Raw genomic sequence first — 15224 nt, 5'->3', positions numbered from 1 at the left:
GTGCCCCCTGCGTATCAACCTGGTCCTTCCCGTCGCTCCTGTCTTGTTCGTGGTGGCTCGCCTGATGGCTGCACTGTTCGCGGCCTATGCCGTGAGCGGATCGGTCCGTGCCGACCTCGGCAGCCTGCTTCGGGTGGGTCAGCCGATCGTTGAGGCCGATCGCCACCTGCGGGCCAAGGGCTGGCGTCCAGCGCCTCAGCGTCGACCCGATGCCCTCGACCGCGAGCGTGCTGGCAACACCCTGGCCAGCCTCAGCGCCTGTTCCGGCGGCGCCCCGGTCTACTGCCGCTACGACTACCGCGGTCCCAACGACCGCCGTGATGGGACTGGCTCTGATGGGACTGCTCGCCAGAGCCAACTTGTTGTGATTACCTCGGACACGGCCACAGAGGTTCAGGGCATGGCCAAGGCCAAGGTGGTGCGCTGGAGCAACGAAGGCCCCCAGGGAGGGCGCTGGGGACTTTGCCAGCAGGAAGCCGATCAGCCGCTGCTGCCCTGCGAGGGACGTTGATCCGGGTGTCTCGTTGATCCAGATGTCTCGTTGATCCGATGACTCACAGATAACGTTGCTGTCGCTGCCCTTTACCGGATGGATCTCAAGAACGACAAGCGACCACCCTGGCTGAACTGGCTCTTCCTGCTGATCTTTCTTTGGAGCAGCTGGCAATTGGCGGGATTTTGGTTTCAGCAACTCGGCTGATCGACGCGTTAGCAGGAGTGAAGGCTTTCAGCAGAAAGGCAGCCTGTCAGCAAGGAGGAACTGGTGGGATCGACCCAGGTTCATCGCCGTTCTCCAGGGCCTGGGTTAACTGACCCAGCAGCACCGAGGCCGCCTCTGGCCGGCTGAGGCCATGGGCGGAGGCGGCTTCCACCCACTGCCGACAACGATGGATCAGGTCGCGAAGGCCAGCCGCTTCACCGCGCAGGGCGTCGAAAGCCTTGGTTAGTTCCAACTGGCCGGGGCTTTCTGCCATGCCGCTGACGATGTACTGACGACCATCGCTGCCGGAATAGATCAAGGAACCAGCCGGCCCGCGCAGCGGGGCCGTGGCCGGGATGGCGGGGCGATCGGCGGAATCAGACTCGGCCATATCAGAGATAGGCGTTGGGAACGTAGAACTGCTCGTTCATCGGTGGCCGCTGGTAGTCACCCCCACTCTTGCGGGGCGGCAGCTCGATGGCCTCAGGAGTCATGTCTTCATAGGGGACCTTGCTGAGCAGGTGGCGAATGCAGTTGAGGCGGGCGCGACGCTTGTCATCAGCTTCAACGGTGAACCAGGGAGCTTCGGGAATGTTGGTGTGGGCAAACATCTGGTCCTTGGCTTTGGAGAATTCCAGCCAGCGATCCCGCGATTCAAGATCCATCGGGCTCAACTTCCAGCGGCGGGCTGGGTCGTCGATCCGCGATTGAAAACGCAGTTCCTGTTCTTCATCACTAACAGAGAACCAGTATTTGAGAAGAACGATGCCTGAATCGACCAGCATTCTCTCAAATTCAGGACAGGATTTCATGAACTGTTCCACCTGCTCTTCCGTGCAGAATCCCATCACCCGCTCCACACCAGCGCGGTTGTACCAGCTTCGATCGAAGAGAACCATTTCACCGGCTGAAGGGAAATTCTCCACGTAGCGCTGGAAATACCATTGAGTCTTCTGCTGATCCGATGGGGTGCCAAGGGCAACAACTTTGCAGCCGCGGGGGTTCATCGGTTCGGTGATCCGTTTGATCGTTCCCCCTTTCCCGGCGGCATCGCGCCCCTCGAACAGCAGGATCATGCGAAAGCCGGTGTGCTTGATCCAGTACTGCATCTTCACTAACTCGACTTGGAGACGCTCGAGTTCTTTCTCATAAAACTTCTTGGAGAGCTTCTCCCGTCGGCCGTTGGATGGTCCTTCCTCGATATCATCCAGCAGGGTCGATGGGTGATAGCGGTCGTTGAGAACAAGGCCCGCCAGTGCTGCGGCGGAGCTGGACGGCTCGGTTGATCCCCCCTTCTTTCCCTTCGACTTTTTGTGATGCTTGCCCTTACCCATCGCGTCAGTCCTGATTGGATCAGTCTGGCCCACCTTTAAGCGGCCTCTTGGCCCTTGACTGCTCAATTGATACCGATTTCAAGCCCCCTGGCGCTTTGCTGCCGGCGGGCAGCTCGATCGAGTGGCCGGTGAGGCTGACGCAAAAGCCCTGCTCCGCCCCCCCAGGCACGGCACCGACGCCGAGCTTCAGCTCGCCCCCGTGCGCGCGGGCCACCCGTTGGGCGATCGCCAGACCCAATCCACAGTGACCATGGCCGCCACGGGCCACGTCAAGACGCTGAAAAGGCATCAGCGCCTGGGAACGCTGGTCTTCGGCGATGCCTGGCCCCCTGTCCCAGATCTGCAACTCGAAGCCATCCTTCTGCCAGGGGAGCAGGCGCAGGAGTACAGGCGGTTGGCCATAGCTGAGGGCATTGTCGACGAGATTGGCGACGGCCCGGCCCAGGGCAATCGGCTGAATCGAGGCCGTCACGGCGGCCAGATCCAAATCGAGGGGCTGGCCGTCGTAGCGGGCCGCCAACTCGGCTAGGACTTCGTGCAAAGGAACCTCCACGGCCGGCTCGCTGCTGCCGCCACCGGCAAACAACAGGAACTGGCCGGTGATCCGCTCGAGATCATCCAGGTCTGCTTCCGCCTTGCTGCGTCCCTCTGCCGACAGCCCTGCAGCCGGCAGCAAAGACAGCCGCAAGCGCAGGCGGGTCAGGGGTGTCTTGATGTCGTGGGCGATGCCGGCCAGCATCGTGGCCCGCTCCTGCTCACTGTTGGAGAGGCGCTCGAGCATGGCGTTGAAGTGGCGGGCCAGGCGCCGCACCTCCGGAGCCCCACGCTGGGGCAGGGGGTTGGGCTCGCGGACGAGGCCGACGCGGCCGAGGGCTTTCTGGAGTTGCTGCAGCGGCCGTTGCACCTCCAGCAACAGGAACAGGGCGCCGGCCACGACGCTGCCGCTGATCAGCGAGAGGGTGGCCAGCAAGGGGTCGGGTGGCCAACCCAGCTGGGGCCGGATTCCGGCGTAGAGCCAGACCGGCTCCAGCGGCGAGGCCAGTTCGATCCAGACGCCCCGGGCCGTGCCGTGGGTGGGAACGACCTGGGGGCAGCGCGGCAAGCGGCGACAGAGTTCGAGCTTCAGTTGCGCCGCCTGCCGGTTGAGTGTGTTGTCGGAGTTGCGGCCGAGAAAGCCGCGTTGTTGGTCAGAAGCTGGTGGGATGCCCACCCCCAGCTGCAGACCACTGAGCTGGGAGACGGCAGCGGGCGGAAAGCGTTCCAAGGCCAACTCGGAGAGGCGCAGGTTGAGGGCCACCTGGGGGCCCATCTGCGCCACTTGGGCCTGGCCGATCCGGGCCCCCAGCAGGGCTTGGAGCACCAAAAGACTGAAAGCCCAGCCACCCAGAAAAAACACCCCCAATCGCAGCCACAGGGCTACAGGTCGAAAGGAGGACGCCATGGATCAGCGGCTCCGGGGGGAGCCGTCAGGTACGAACACGTAGCCATAGCCCCAGACGGTCTGTAGGTAGCGGGGACGGCTGGGGTCAGGTTCGATCAAGCGGCGCACCCGCGACACCTGCACATCCATGCTGCGGCTGTCGGTTTCGCTGCCGGGGCCGCGGGCGAGTTCGATCAGGCGCTCCCGTGACAGCGGCCGGTGCGGGTGCTGGACAAAAGCGGCCAGCAGGCTGAACTCGCCGCTGGTGATCACCACCGCCTCTCCGTCCCGCACCAGGGTGCGGGCGGAGAGATCAAGGCAGTTGGTGCCGAAGCTGATCACCTCGCCATCGGCCAGGGGTGTGCCGGCCGGCATGGTGCCGCGGCGACGCAGCACCGCTTCGATCCGCGCCGTGAGTTCCCGGGGCAGGAAGGGTTTGGCCAGGTAGTCGTCGGCGCCCTGTTCCAGCCCGATGATCCGATCGACGGCCTCGGCCCGCGCGGTGAGCATCACCACGGGCAGATCGTCACGGCCATCGCGTAGCCGGCGCAGCAGGGTGAGCCCATCATCACCGGGCAGCATCAGGTCGAGGACGAGCAGGTCGGGCCGCTGGAATTCGAGCCTGGCCATCAGTTGGCGGCCATCGGTCAGGCAGCGCACGTCATAGCCCTGGTCGGTGAGGTGGGTGCCCAGCAGCTGGCGCAGTTCCGGATCGTCATCCACCACCCAGATCGTGTGGACTCGGCTCATGGCTTGGGGGTGGTTCGGTCCTTGAACTGTATGGAGCCGGAATGCAGCCGCTCCCGATTCGGCTGCGCCCAGCCTGGCTGTGGCTTGTCCAACCATGACTGGCACTGCTGTCGGTTGGATTCGGTCATGGCTTAGGGCCATGCAGAGAGCTAATCGATTGAAGCGTGAGCTCCTTCTTCCATAGGGTGAGCCGATGCTGTCTGCCTTGCCATGCGGCCCGCTTCGGGGTCTTTGCCGGCCTCCTGCCGCCATTCGGGGCGCCCTGGCGTTGGCCCTTGCTCTGGCGGCCCTGGCTGGGATCGTCTGCGGGCCCGGCGCTGGCGTGGGCCAGGCCCAGGACTCCCTCCAGCTGATGCGCTACGAGAAACGAATGAAGAGCTGGTTTCGCCGGATTGATCGCAACGGCGATGGCCGGATCACGCCAGCGGAGGCCAGGGGGCACCTGTTTCTTGAAATGAACTTCGAGCGGCTTGACGCGGCCGGCCGGGGTTACCTGCGGCCCCTGGACCTGGCCCCTGCCCGGACCCATTACCTCGGCGAGCGGCTGCGCAAGATGTTCCAGAAAGCCGACCAGAACCGCAACGGGCAACTGAGCCTGCGTGAGGCCGATGCGTTTCCATGGCTGTCCAAGCGATTCACAGAGGCTGATCGGGACCGTAACGGCAGCGTCACCCTCGAGGAGTTCTGGCAACTGCGCCGTTCACTGGCCCCGCGGCGCTAGGTCGCTCCGGATTCATGGGTCGTCGCGATCGGGTTTGCGGATCTGCACCACGCTCCAGAGCATGCGAGCCAGCTCGGCTGGCACCCGGAACACACCGCCGACGCCCGGTAGGGCCATGCGCAGGATTCGAAACAGGCCATTGGCCAGCAGCAGCATTGCCGCGATCGCCAGGCTCACCACCACCAGAATCCCCAGCGTCTGCAGCAATCCAGCCGCCAAAGCGACGATCCCCTGGCCGATCTGGCTGATCCCCTTGAGCAGGACGCTGATCACCTTGCTGACCAACAGCAGTGAATCCAGTCGTTCGGGCAACTGGATCAGGAGCAGCAGGATCCCGGCTCCGATGCCGATGTTCAGCAAGGCGAGCAGCAGTTCGCGCCAGGGCGAGCGACGCCGGCGTTTGCGGAAGACCTTGCGGTCCTGGCCGGCTTTGAAGCCCGGTTCACTGAGCAGATTCATGGCGTCATGCTCCGCTGCGGCACTCTTGCCCCGAGGTGGTGCTCAGCCATGGAGGCTGTAGCCGGCGCCCCGCATCCAGCGCTCGAATTCGATCAACACCAGTTCGTTGGGACAGTCCACCAGGCTGAGCCCCTCCACCGTGCAGTCGCCCTGGCCACCGTGGTGCAGGGTGAGATGGAAATTGCTGCCGCTGAGCCCGCAAACCTCCGGATCGCTGCGCACCACCACATCAAGGGAGGTTCCCAGACGGCTGACACGTCGTCTCAGCTCTGACCAGCTGTCCGTCATGGGCTTGTCGTCATGGGCTTTGTTTCACGTTCGCCGTCGTGCCAGCGTCCACATCAAGAGTTTGACCCCAACGGCACGATCCTGAACAGATGGTCTTGAACAGCGATCCTCAAGGGACGGGATCCACTGCTGCCTCAGGCCGGGCTTCCGTCGCCGCTGGGCTGACCGCCGGGTTGGCCGATGGAATGGCCGGCCGGCGTGGCACGGGAAGCATCAGGCCGATCGAGGTGGTGATCGCCAGCGCTGCCATGGCCGCCAGGGGGGAGGCCAGGCGTTGGCGCAGGGGGATGCGCTCCAGGATCTCCCGGCGGGGAAGCGGTCGCTCGGCGGGAAGCTCGAAATCCACCTGCACCCGCGGATCAAGCCGCAGCTGATCCAGGCAGCGGACCAGGTCCGAGAGCTCGGCATCGTCGAAGGCGAGTTCAAGGGGGGACGTGTCGGGCTGGCTGCTGCGGACCAGCACCCGGTGGCTCGTCAGGCTCGCTTCGCCCTCCATCGGTTGGATCTGCACCGGGCTGTCTTGGGCTCCAAAGCGGCGCGGCACCCCGCTGACCAGATGGCGGGCATAGGGGAGCACGGCCTGCATCAGGGCCGCGAGATGCTCCCGTTTCCCTTCCAATGCCGGGTGACCGGCGAGGGAGAGCTCCCAGCCGGTGAGGATGCCGATCACGTCCTGGCCCTGCGCGGCCGAGTAGTCCGGCAGGCCATCGAGGCGAAGCCGGCAACTGGTTTGCTCGAAGCGGTAACTCAGCTTCATGCGGAGGCATCCATGAGGCTGGCCTTGAGGCGATCGAACCCACCTTGGCCGGCGCCAAAGGCCAGGCCATGGATCAGCTGACGCCGCAGCTGGGGTCCGTAGGCGGGATCGAGAAGTTTCTGAACACCTCCGCGCCGGGGGTTGAGCCGCTCCCGGATCAATTCCTCCAGCCGGCCCTGGAACAGGCCCCAGCGCTGGCCGGTGACAGCCTCAGGCTCGGTGGAGGAAAGCAATTGACGCAGCATCGGATAGAGGCGGTCGGCCAGGGCGCAGAGCAGGCTGATCAGGGCGTCGGTTTCCGGTTCGCTCAGTTCACCGCGGCGGCAGGCCAGTCGCAGTGGGTTGTAACACCGCCGCTTCCAGAGTTCGACCCGGTTGGGGAAGAGCTCGCCGAAGCCGAGCTGGGCCGCCATCCAGACCATCGCCTCGCCGCCGTTGAGGTCGAGGGCTTCGACGCTGAGCAACATCAGGTCAAGACGCTCCAGGCCGCGGCGGGAGATCCGGGCGCCGGCAGGGCGTTGGGTCAGGGGAGGTTGAGCCAGGGAAGACTCGCCCAAAGAAGCATTGGCCATGGCTGCGATGATGCCAGCGCCCGAGCCGATTCGTCACGCGCCCGCTTGCCATGGCCAGCCCTTCCACACCAGTTCATCCAGTCCAGACGCCCGATCTGCGCGGATTGGTGCGGGAGATTCCCGATTTTCCCAAGCCCGGCATCCTCTTCCGTGATCTGATGCCGCTGATGCGCGATCCGCTGGGCTGGGGTGAGGTGATGCGCCAGCTCGCCCAGGTCTGTGAACGGCTCCAGCCCGACCTGATCGTTGGCATCGAATCGCGGGGATTCATCGTTGGCACCGCCCTGGCCACGGTGGTGGCCGTGGGCTTTGTGCCCGTGCGCAAGCCCGGCAAGCTGCCCGGCGCCGTGTGTGGCGTCGACTACGACCTGGAGTACGGCAGCGACCGGCTGGAGATCCAGCACGATGCGCTCAGCGGAGCCCCTCGGGTGCTGATCATCGACGATCTGCTTGCCACCGGTGGCACCGCCTCTGCTTGCGCCGAACTGGTGACACTGGCTGGCGGGCAGCTCTGCGGCTTTGGCTTCGTGGCCGAACTGGCAGCCCTGGAGGGACGCCAGCGCCTGCCTGTTGATCAGCCCGTGGAATCACTGATCGTCTACGCCTGAATGATTAACGCCTGAAATTTTTGACCGGCCAGATCGTTTAGTCCTGGTTGTCCTGCCAGGCCAGGACCCGATCGAGTTGCTCCAGGCTGATCAGACCGAAACGCCAGAGAATGACCGGCAAGGGCGCTTGCTCCAGCTGGGCCTGCTTCACGCCCAGATCCAGGGCATTGTCGCTGAGACCAAGCTCAAGGCGCAAGTAGCGCACCAGGGCAGAGGGCGGGGGCAGTTGCGGTGTGGTGCTGATCACCATGACGCAAACGCCAGGGAGAGACTCTTCACTCTGACCATGGAGCGGTCAGCTGGCAAGGCCCCAGGGTCATCGCCTTCAAGCTCAACCTTCGCAGCGGCGCCCCGCTCCCCAGCAGGCCCAGAACCAGGCGCCGCAATCCCAGCAGCAACGGCTGGCGGTTGGAGAACAAGCGCACCAGCAGGTCGGTGGCGAGCAGGGTGAGCAGCACATCCCCCCAGCGGTTCCAGGCATAGGAGCGGCCGATGGCAGCCACCGCCAGCCGGCCGCGGGCGGCCCGCTCCGCCTGTTTCTGCAGGGCGCGCACATCCCGCCAGCAGAGGTTGAGCCCCTGGCCGCCAACGGGATGGCAGCGGTGCAGGGTTTCCCCCACAAGCACGGTGTTGCCACGGTGACAGCGATGGGCCATCCCCAGGGCGACCGGGAAGGCGCGGGGGGTATCGAGCAGGGCCTCGACCTGCAGGCCATCAGGGAGAACTCCGGCGAGCTGGTCGAGGAAGGCCACCGGATCAAGGCTCTCCAGAGCCCGCAGGCGCTGGGCCGGTGCACTCCAGACCAGTTGAAAGTGATCGCCACCCAGCGGCAGCACCGCGAACGGTCCCTGGGCGCGGAACAGCTCCCAGGCCTGATCCGGCGCTGAGCCGCGCAGGCGCACCTGGACGCTCAGGCAGGCCTGCCGGTAGGGCAGCCGCCAGCTGCCGATGCCGAGGCTTGAGCGGCTGGGCGAATCGCTGCCGTCGGCGGCCACGACCAGATCGGCCGTTTGCGCAGAACCCTTGCTGCTACCAGCCTCTCCCAGGGACAGCCGTACCGATGGGTTGGCTTCGAGCCGCTCCAGGAGAAGCTCCATCAAGGGCCTGTGCTGCAGCACCCAGCCCACGCAGTCAGTGGCCGGTGCATGCCGGGCCGCAGGCCCAAGATCGGCGCTGCTGAACGGCACTCGCCCGCCTACCTCGAGATCACAGAGTTGGAGCGACCGGAACGGAGCCAGGTCAGGGGTGAGTTCCTGCCAGAGGCCCAGGCGCTGGAGCAGCAGACGGCTGGAATGGGACAGGGCGTAAGCACGCTGGCGCCGCAGCAACTGCTCCGCAGAGAGTGGATCCTCCAGGTGCACCTGCCAGCCCACCTCAGCGAGGGCGAGGGCGGCCAGGGCACCGGTGGGACCGGCTCCGAGCACCTGAGCCAGCAGTGGAGCGCGCATCGGTCAGCCTGCGGGGCCTGCGGATACCCCATAAAAAAAGCCGCAACAGAAGTCTGTTGCGGCTTTGATGTTGAAGTGGATCCAAGGGTGATCAAGCAGGTCGGAAAACCGTCCGTTTCAGCCCGTTTCAGCCGATGCCGAGCAGGCCGCGGGTGAAGGCTTCGCCACCGAGAGCGAATTCGGTGGCCAGCAGGGCGATGAAGCCGAGCATGGCCATGCGGCCATTGAGCTTCTCGGCGCGCTCGTGGAAGCCCCAGCCGCCCTCAGGTGCCACCACTTCCATGCGGGGCTCGGTGGCAAAAGCGTTGAGGCGACCGCCGTCTTCCATCGTGACGGTGGCTCCACGGATCGGGGCGCGGTCGGTGGTGGGTGCGATGGAGGTGACTTGGGTCATGGTGACTTCGTTTGGTATGGCGTAATTGTAACACATTGTTTCGCTTCGTAACGGAAGTGATGGAAACTTCAGCGCAGGCGGCGGAGGCAGAGCTCCTCAAAGGCTGGCCGCAACAGAAACGGGTACTCCCCGACCCAGAGCTTCAGGCCAGGGATCCAGGCGTCGCTGAGGGCCCCGATCCGTGAGAAGTCAGGCCGCTCGCTCAGTACCAGGCAACGGATCGCCATCCCTTTGCGGATCGTCTTGTGCTTCTTGTCCATCGGGAAACGCACCTGGCCCAGGTAGCCCTCCTCGTCTTCGAGCTGGAGGCAGAGCCAGGTGCGGCGGTTCTCCACCAGCTCCAGTCGGCCCCGCCCATCGGCCTGTTCCTTGCGCTCCACGATGCGCTCCCGCGTGAACAGGTCGGCCACCACCCCTTCGAAGATCGCCCCTGCTTTGTACCGGCGCAGGGTGGCGTTGCGGCGCCCCGCTTCGACGATCGGCCCCCAGAGGATATAGAGCAAAAACACGAAGCCGCAGACCAGCCAGATCGGCCCGAAGCGCATCGCGATCCTGCTCTGGGCGATCAGCAGCGACAGCACCCCACCGATCACGGAGATCAGCACCCGCTGCAGGATCTTGCGGGGGTTGCCGCTGCAGAAGTTGAACTGGGGCCCGGTGGCCACCGCCGGGATCAGGCGATGCAGCTCGCCGTCTTTGAGCGGGATCAGCATGGCGTCACAGCAGTCGTTCGAGGCCATACACCAGGCCGTTGAGCTGGCGCACCCGCCGCACGGTCAGCAGCACCCCCGGCATGTAGGCGGAGCGATCAATCGTGTCGTGGCGCAGCACGTAGGTTTCGCCAGCGGCGCCGAACATCACTTCCTGGTGGGCCACCAGGCCCGGCAGCCGGATCGAGTGCAGGCGCAGGCCGCTCTCGCGCTGCCCGCCGCGGCAGCCCGCCAGCGTTTCGTGCTCCTCCACCTGGGGGGCATTGAAGCTTTTGCCGATCTCCTCGATCAATTCGGCGGTCTTGAGGCAGGTGCCGCTGGGGGCGTCGGCCTTGCGGTTGTGGTGCAGCTCGGTGAGTTCGGCGAAGTCGTAGAAGCGGGCGGCGGCGGCGGCGGCCTGCTGGAGCAGCACCATGCCGACGGAAAAATTCGGAATGATGGCGGCGCCGATCCCGGCCTTCTCGGCAAAACCGGCCAGATCCGCCAGTTGCTTCGGGCTGAGGCCGGTGGTGCCGATCACCGGGTGCACCCCGTAGGCGATCGCGGCACGGGTGTGCTCGTACACCACCTTTGGATGGGTGAAATCCACCAGCACTGCCCCAGCGGGCTGCTGGCGAACGGCCTGGCTGGCCTGACAGAGAGTCCCTTCCAGGTCGGCGCTGATCGCCACCTCCAGCTCACCCAAGCCCAGTTCCAGTCCCACATCCGCCCCTTCTTTGCCGGGGGTGGTGTCGATCGCGCCGACCAGCTGGCAGTCGGCGGCTGCGGTCACCGCTTTGACCACCTCAGCCCCCATCCGGCCCAGAGCTCCAGCCACCACCACGGCGATTGGAGCGACCTGGCTTGCAGGGTGATCGGACGGCCCGTTGGCGGCAGTCATCAAGGGCTTGCAGTGGCACGAATCCGCTGAGCCTATGGCCGATCGCGCGGGCGGAGGGCCAGCAAGGCCAGGCAAGACCTGTTACGCCTTGGCTTCAGAAGCCTCGCCCCAACAGCGGAGTCCGTAAGCTTCTTCATATTGCTCAATCACCCCGGCGCCGATGTTCACGCAGGTCCGCTCCGCCAGTCGCCGTGTTCGCCCGAACGACCAGCATGGCCCCGCCGGCAGTGAGGGTCGGGCCGTGATGCGGGCGGTCTACGTGGTGCTCGAGCCCCAGTACCAGAACGCCCTCACCCAGGCGGCCAACAGCCTCAACGAGCAGAACAGTGCCCTGGCCGTCGACCTGAGCGGCTACCTGATTGAGGAGCTGCGCGATCCGGAGAACTACGCCGCCTTCTGCGCCGATGTGGCCGAAGCCGATGTGTTCATCGCCTCGCTGATCTTCATTGAAGATCTGGCCCAGAAGGTGGTGGAGGCGGTGGCGCCCCACCGCGATCGGCTCAAGGCCGCCGTGGTCTTCCCCTCCATGCCGGAGGTGATGCGGCTCAACAAGCTCGGCACCTTCTCGATGGCCCAGCTGGGCCAGAGCAAGAGCGCCATCGCCAGCTTCATGAAGAAGCGCAAGGAGGCCAATGGCGCCGGCTTCCAGGACGCGATGTTGAAACTGCTCAACACCCTGCCCACGGTTCTCAAATATCTGCCGGTGGAGAAGGCGCAGGATGCCCGCTCCTTCATGCTCAGCTTTCAGTATTGGCTGGGGGGAACGCCGGACAACCTGCGCAACCTGCTGTTGATGCTGGCCGATAAATATGTATTCCCCAAGGGCGACACTGGCCGGCCGGCGCTTGAGGTGGCCGAACCGGTGGTGTTCCCGGATCTGGGCCTCTGGCACCCCCTGGCGCCGGGGATGTTCGAAGACCTCAAGGAATATCTGAACTGGAACTCCAGCCGCGCCGACCTCAGCGAGAAGGCCAAGGCCGGTCCGGTGATCGGTCTGGTGCTGCAGCGCAGCCACATCGTCACCGGCGATGAGGCGCACTACGTGGCGGTGATCCAGGAACTGGAATATCGCGGCGCCACCGTGATTCCGGTGTTCTGCGGCGGGCTCGATTTCTCCAAGCCCGTCAAGGCTTTCTTCTACGACCCGCTCGATCCCGACCAGCCGCTGGTGGATGGGGTGGTGAGCCTCACCGGCTTCGCCTTGATCGGTGGCCCGGCCCGCCAGGACCATCCCCGCGCCATCGAGGCCCTCTCGAAGCTGAACCGGCCCTACATGGTGGCCCTGCCGCTGGTGTTCCAGACCACCCAGGAGTGGGAGGAGAGCGACCTGGGCCTACACCCGGTGCAGGTGGCCCTGCAGATCGCCATCCCCGAACTCGATGGCGCGATCGAGCCGATCGTGCTCTCCGGCCGCGATGACGCCACCGGCAAGGCCCACACCCTCCAGGACCGGGTCGAAGCGATCGCCGAGCGGGTGATCCGCTGGGCCTCGCTGCGCACCAAGCCCCGCGTCACCAAAAAGCTGGCGATCACGGTGTTCAGCTTCCCGCCCGACAAGGGCAACGTGGGCACCGCGGCTTACCTCGATGTCTTCGGCTCGATCCACCGGGTGCTCGAGGAAATGAAGCGCCAGGGCTACGACGTGCAGAACCTGCCGCGGGATTCCAAGGCACTGATGGAAGCGGTGATCAATGATCCCGAGGCCCTCCAGGGCGCACCGGAACTGGCGATCGCCCACCGCATGAGCGTGGAGGAGTACGAGCGGCTCACCCCCTATTCCGAGCGGCTGGAAGAGAACTGGGGCAAGCCCCCCGGCAATCTCAACAGCGATGGCACCAACCTGCTGATCTACGGCCGCCACTTCGGCAATATTTTTGTGGGCGTGCAGCCCACCTTCGGCTACGAAGGCGATCCGATGCGGCTGCTCTATTCGCGCAGTGCCAGCCCCCACCACGGCTTTGCCGCGTATTACACCTACCTGGAGAAGGTCTGGGGCGCCGATGCGGTGCTGCATTTCGGCACCCACGGCTCGCTGGAGTTCATGCCCGGCAAGCAGATGGGCATGAGCGAAACCTGCTACCCGGATTCACTGATCGGCGCCCTGCCGAACCTCTATTACTACGCCGCCAACAATCCGTCGGAGGCCACGATCGCCAAGCGGCGGGGCTATGCCGCCACGATCAGCTACCTCACCCCACCGGCTGAGAACGCCGGGCTTTACAGGGGATTGAAGGAGCTGGGCGAACTGGTGGGCTCTTACCAGCAGCTGCGCGAGAGCTCCAGGGGTGTGCAGATCGTCAATGCGATCGTGGAAACAGCCCGCCAGTGCAACCTCGACAAGGACGTGACCCTGCCGGAGGGTGAGGCCGCCGAGCTGGACCTTGAGGGCCGCGATTCGGTGGTGGGTGCGGTGTACCGCCAGCTGATGGAAATCGAGAGCCGGCTGCTGCCCTGCGGCCTGCACACGATCGGCAAACCACCCACCGCTGAGGAGGCGATTGCCACCCTGGTGAGCATCGCCGCTCTCGAGCGTGAGGAAGAGGGCTATCGCAGCCTGCCGGGCCTGATCGCCGAAAGCCTCGGGCGCACGATCGATGCCATCTACCGCGGCAACGACGCCGGGGTGCTGGTCGATGTGGAGCTCAACCAGACGATCACTGAGGCCTGCCGCGCGGCGGTGGGCTCGATGGTGCGCGCGGTCACGGGCAGCGATGGCCGGGTCGATCTCAAGGGTCGCTTTGGTTGGTTCTTCGCCCTGCTGGAGCGCTTCGGCTATGAGCGCCCCAGCCCCTGGCTGAGCTCCTGCCGGTCCTCGGGCTTTGCGGGCGTGGATCCGCTTGAGCTCGACAAGTTGTTCGGCTACCTGCGCTTCTGCCTCGAGCAGATCTGCGCCGACATGGAGATGGAGAGCCTGCTGCGGGCCCTCGATGGCGAATACGTGATCCCGGGTCCGGGCGGTGATCCGATCCGCAACCCGGGTGTGCTGCCCAGCGGCAAGAACATCCACGCCCTCGACCCCCAGTCGATTCCCACCCGCGCCGCCATTGCCGCCGCCAAGGTGGTGGTGGATCGCTTGATCGAGCGCCAGAAGGCCGAGCAGGGCACCTGGCCCGAAACCATCGCCTGCGTGCTCTGGGGCACCGACAACATCAAGACCTACGGCGAATCCCTCGCCCAGATCCTCTGGTTCATCGGCGTGCGCCCCGTGGCCGATTCCCTCGGCCGGGTCAACAAGCTGGAGTTGCTCTCGCTTGAGGAGTTGGGGCGCCCCCGCATCGATGTGGTGGTGAATTGCTCCGGTGTGTTCCGCGATCTGTTCATCAACCAGATGGGCCTGATTGATCAGGGCGTGAAGATGGCCGCGGAGGCCGATGAGCCACTGGAGATGAACTTTGTGCGCAAGCACAGCCGGGAGCAGGCCGCAGCTCAGGGCATCTCGCTGCGGGAGGCGGCCACGCGGGTGTTCTCCAATGCCAGCGGTAGCTATTCATCGAATGTGAACCTGGCGGTGGAGAACAGCACCTGGGAGGAGGAAGGAGATCTCCAGGAGATGTACCTCTCACGCAAAACCTTCGCCTTCAACGCCGACAACCCCGGTGAGATGAACCAGAACCGCGACGTGTTCGAATCAGCGATGAAAACCGCCGATGTGACCTTCCAGAACCTGGATTCGGCTGAGATTTCGCTCACCGATGTGAGCCACTACTTCGATTCCGACCCCACCAAACTGATCGCCGGCCTGCGTGACGACGGCAAGGCACCCACCAGCTACATCGCTGACACCACCACGGCCAACGCCCAGGTGCGTTCTTTAAGCGAAACGATCCGGCTTGATTCACGCACCAAGCTGCTCAACCCCAAGTGGTATGAGGGCATGCTCAATTCCGGCTATGAAGGGGTGCGCGAGGTGGCCAAGCGCCTCAACTTCACCCTGGGCTGGAGTGCCACCAGCGGTGCCGTCGATAACTTCGTCTATGAGGAAGCCAACGACACCTTCATCAACGACGCGGAGATGCGCAAGCGGCTGTTGGAGCTCAACCCCCACAGCTTCCGCCGCATCGTGGGCACCCTACTGGAAGTGAACGGCCGCGGCTATTGGGAAACCTCCGAGGAGAATATCGCCCAGCTCCAGGAGATCTACCAGGAGATCGAAGACCGGATCGAGGGCGTCACGGCTCCCTGA

Annotated in this window: 17 protein-coding genes; 4 read left to right on the top strand and 13 right to left on the bottom strand. The window is 65.0% G+C overall.

Features of this window, described 5'->3' with window-relative positions:
* The first annotated feature begins 64 nt into the window (after nucleotides 1–64).
* Nucleotides 65–511 (top strand): hypothetical protein, encoded by a 447-nt coding sequence (locus BM449_RS02765; RefSeq protein WP_145536622.1) that lies wholly within the window; start codon nucleotides 65–67, stop codon nucleotides 509–511.
* Nucleotides 512–746: 235 nt separating this feature from the next.
* Here the strand turns inward: BM449_RS02765 and BM449_RS02760 are convergent, their stop codons facing one another.
* Genes BM449_RS02760 through BM449_RS02745 form a run of 4 tightly spaced genes read right to left on the bottom strand, consistent with a single transcriptional unit; the run spans nucleotide 747 to nucleotide 4204 of the window.
* Nucleotides 747–1091: a hypothetical protein gene (locus tag BM449_RS02760; RefSeq protein ID WP_071799975.1), complete on the bottom strand. Its 345-nt coding sequence runs from the start codon at nucleotides 1089–1091 to the stop codon at nucleotides 747–749.
* Nucleotide 1092: 1 nt separating this feature from the next.
* A complete protein-coding gene (gene ppk2 / locus BM449_RS02755; protein WP_071799974.1) occupies nucleotides 1093–2034 on the bottom strand; it encodes a polyphosphate kinase 2 in 942 nt (313 codons plus the stop codon).
* Between the two features lie 19 nt (nucleotides 2035–2053).
* Complete coding sequence (locus BM449_RS02750; protein ID WP_071799973.1) at nucleotides 2054–3475, bottom strand: ATP-binding protein; 1422 nt, start codon at nucleotides 3473–3475, stop codon at nucleotides 2054–2056.
* Nucleotides 3476–3478: 3 nt separating this feature from the next.
* The gene (locus BM449_RS02745) at nucleotides 3479–4204 is read right to left on the bottom strand and encodes a response regulator (RefSeq protein WP_071799972.1); all 726 of its coding nucleotides are present in this window, start codon (nucleotides 4202–4204) and stop codon (nucleotides 3479–3481) included.
* Nucleotides 4205–4472: 268 nt separating this feature from the next.
* Between BM449_RS02745 and BM449_RS02740 the strand changes: the two genes are divergently transcribed.
* Nucleotides 4473–4925 carry an EF-hand domain-containing protein gene (locus BM449_RS02740; RefSeq protein WP_162922834.1) on the top strand — a complete coding sequence of 151 codons (453 nt, stop codon included), beginning with the start codon at nucleotides 4473–4475 and terminating at the stop codon, nucleotides 4923–4925.
* Nucleotides 4926–4937: 12 nt separating this feature from the next.
* On the opposite strand, the gene BM449_RS02735 is transcribed toward BM449_RS02740, so the two are convergent.
* From BM449_RS02735 to BM449_RS02720, 4 genes are all read right to left on the bottom strand, one after another.
* Nucleotides 4938–5384 (bottom strand): hypothetical protein, encoded by a 447-nt coding sequence (locus BM449_RS02735; protein WP_071799971.1) that lies wholly within the window; start codon nucleotides 5382–5384, stop codon nucleotides 4938–4940.
* A 42-nt stretch (nucleotides 5385–5426) separates the two neighbouring features.
* Nucleotides 5427–5672 (bottom strand): hypothetical protein, encoded by a 246-nt coding sequence (locus BM449_RS02730; RefSeq protein WP_071799970.1) that lies wholly within the window; start codon nucleotides 5670–5672, stop codon nucleotides 5427–5429.
* A 109-nt stretch (nucleotides 5673–5781) separates the two neighbouring features.
* Nucleotides 5782–6429 (bottom strand): DUF4335 domain-containing protein, encoded by a 648-nt coding sequence (locus BM449_RS02725; protein WP_071799969.1) that lies wholly within the window; start codon nucleotides 6427–6429, stop codon nucleotides 5782–5784.
* Nucleotides 6426–7001 carry a DUF3038 domain-containing protein gene (locus tag BM449_RS02720; protein WP_071799968.1) on the bottom strand — a complete coding sequence of 192 codons (576 nt, stop codon included), beginning with the start codon at nucleotides 6999–7001 and terminating at the stop codon, nucleotides 6426–6428. Before BM449_RS02720 ends, BM449_RS02725 begins: the two co-directional genes overlap by 4 nt.
* A 50-nt stretch (nucleotides 7002–7051) precedes the next feature.
* Here BM449_RS02720 and BM449_RS02715 point away from each other — a divergent pair, with 50 nt between their 5' ends.
* Nucleotides 7052–7609: an adenine phosphoribosyltransferase gene (locus BM449_RS02715; protein WP_071799967.1), complete on the top strand. Its 558-nt coding sequence runs from the start codon at nucleotides 7052–7054 to the stop codon at nucleotides 7607–7609.
* Nucleotides 7610–7646: 37 nt separating this feature from the next.
* On the opposite strand, the gene BM449_RS02710 is transcribed toward BM449_RS02715, so the two are convergent.
* The 5 genes from BM449_RS02710 to dapB all read right to left on the bottom strand — a co-directional run bounded on the left by BM449_RS02710 (nucleotide 7647) and on the right by dapB (nucleotide 11041).
* Nucleotides 7647–7859, bottom strand: coding sequence for a DUF2949 domain-containing protein (locus BM449_RS02710; protein WP_071799966.1), 213 nt, complete (start codon nucleotides 7857–7859; stop codon nucleotides 7647–7649).
* A gap of 25 nt (nucleotides 7860–7884) precedes the next feature.
* Nucleotides 7885–9057, bottom strand: coding sequence for an FAD-dependent monooxygenase (locus BM449_RS02705; RefSeq protein ID WP_071799965.1), 1173 nt, complete (start codon nucleotides 9055–9057; stop codon nucleotides 7885–7887).
* A gap of 127 nt (nucleotides 9058–9184) precedes the next feature.
* Entirely contained in the window at nucleotides 9185–9451 is a 267-nt protein-coding gene (locus BM449_RS02700) for a high light inducible protein (RefSeq protein WP_071799964.1), read from the bottom strand.
* A gap of 68 nt (nucleotides 9452–9519) precedes the next feature.
* Nucleotides 9520–10164, bottom strand: a complete 645-nt coding sequence (locus BM449_RS02695) for a hypothetical protein (RefSeq protein WP_071801895.1) — start codon at nucleotides 10162–10164, stop codon at nucleotides 9520–9522.
* 4 nt (nucleotides 10165–10168) lie between these two features.
* Nucleotides 10169–11041, bottom strand: a complete 873-nt coding sequence (gene dapB / locus BM449_RS02690) for a 4-hydroxy-tetrahydrodipicolinate reductase (protein ID WP_071799963.1) — start codon at nucleotides 11039–11041, stop codon at nucleotides 10169–10171.
* Nucleotides 11042–11201: 160 nt separating this feature from the next.
* Here dapB and BM449_RS02685 point away from each other — a divergent pair, with 160 nt between their 5' ends.
* Nucleotides 11202–15224 (top strand): magnesium chelatase subunit H, encoded by a 4023-nt coding sequence (locus tag BM449_RS02685; protein WP_071799962.1) that lies wholly within the window; start codon nucleotides 11202–11204, stop codon nucleotides 15222–15224.

This window comes from Synechococcus sp. SynAce01 (assembly GCF_001885215.1).
GTDB classification, from domain to species: domain Bacteria; phylum Cyanobacteriota; class Cyanobacteriia; order PCC-6307; family Cyanobiaceae; genus Regnicoccus; species Regnicoccus frigidus.
Note: the sequence above shows the minus strand (reverse complement) of the source record. Positions and strands in the feature narration are given on the sequence as shown.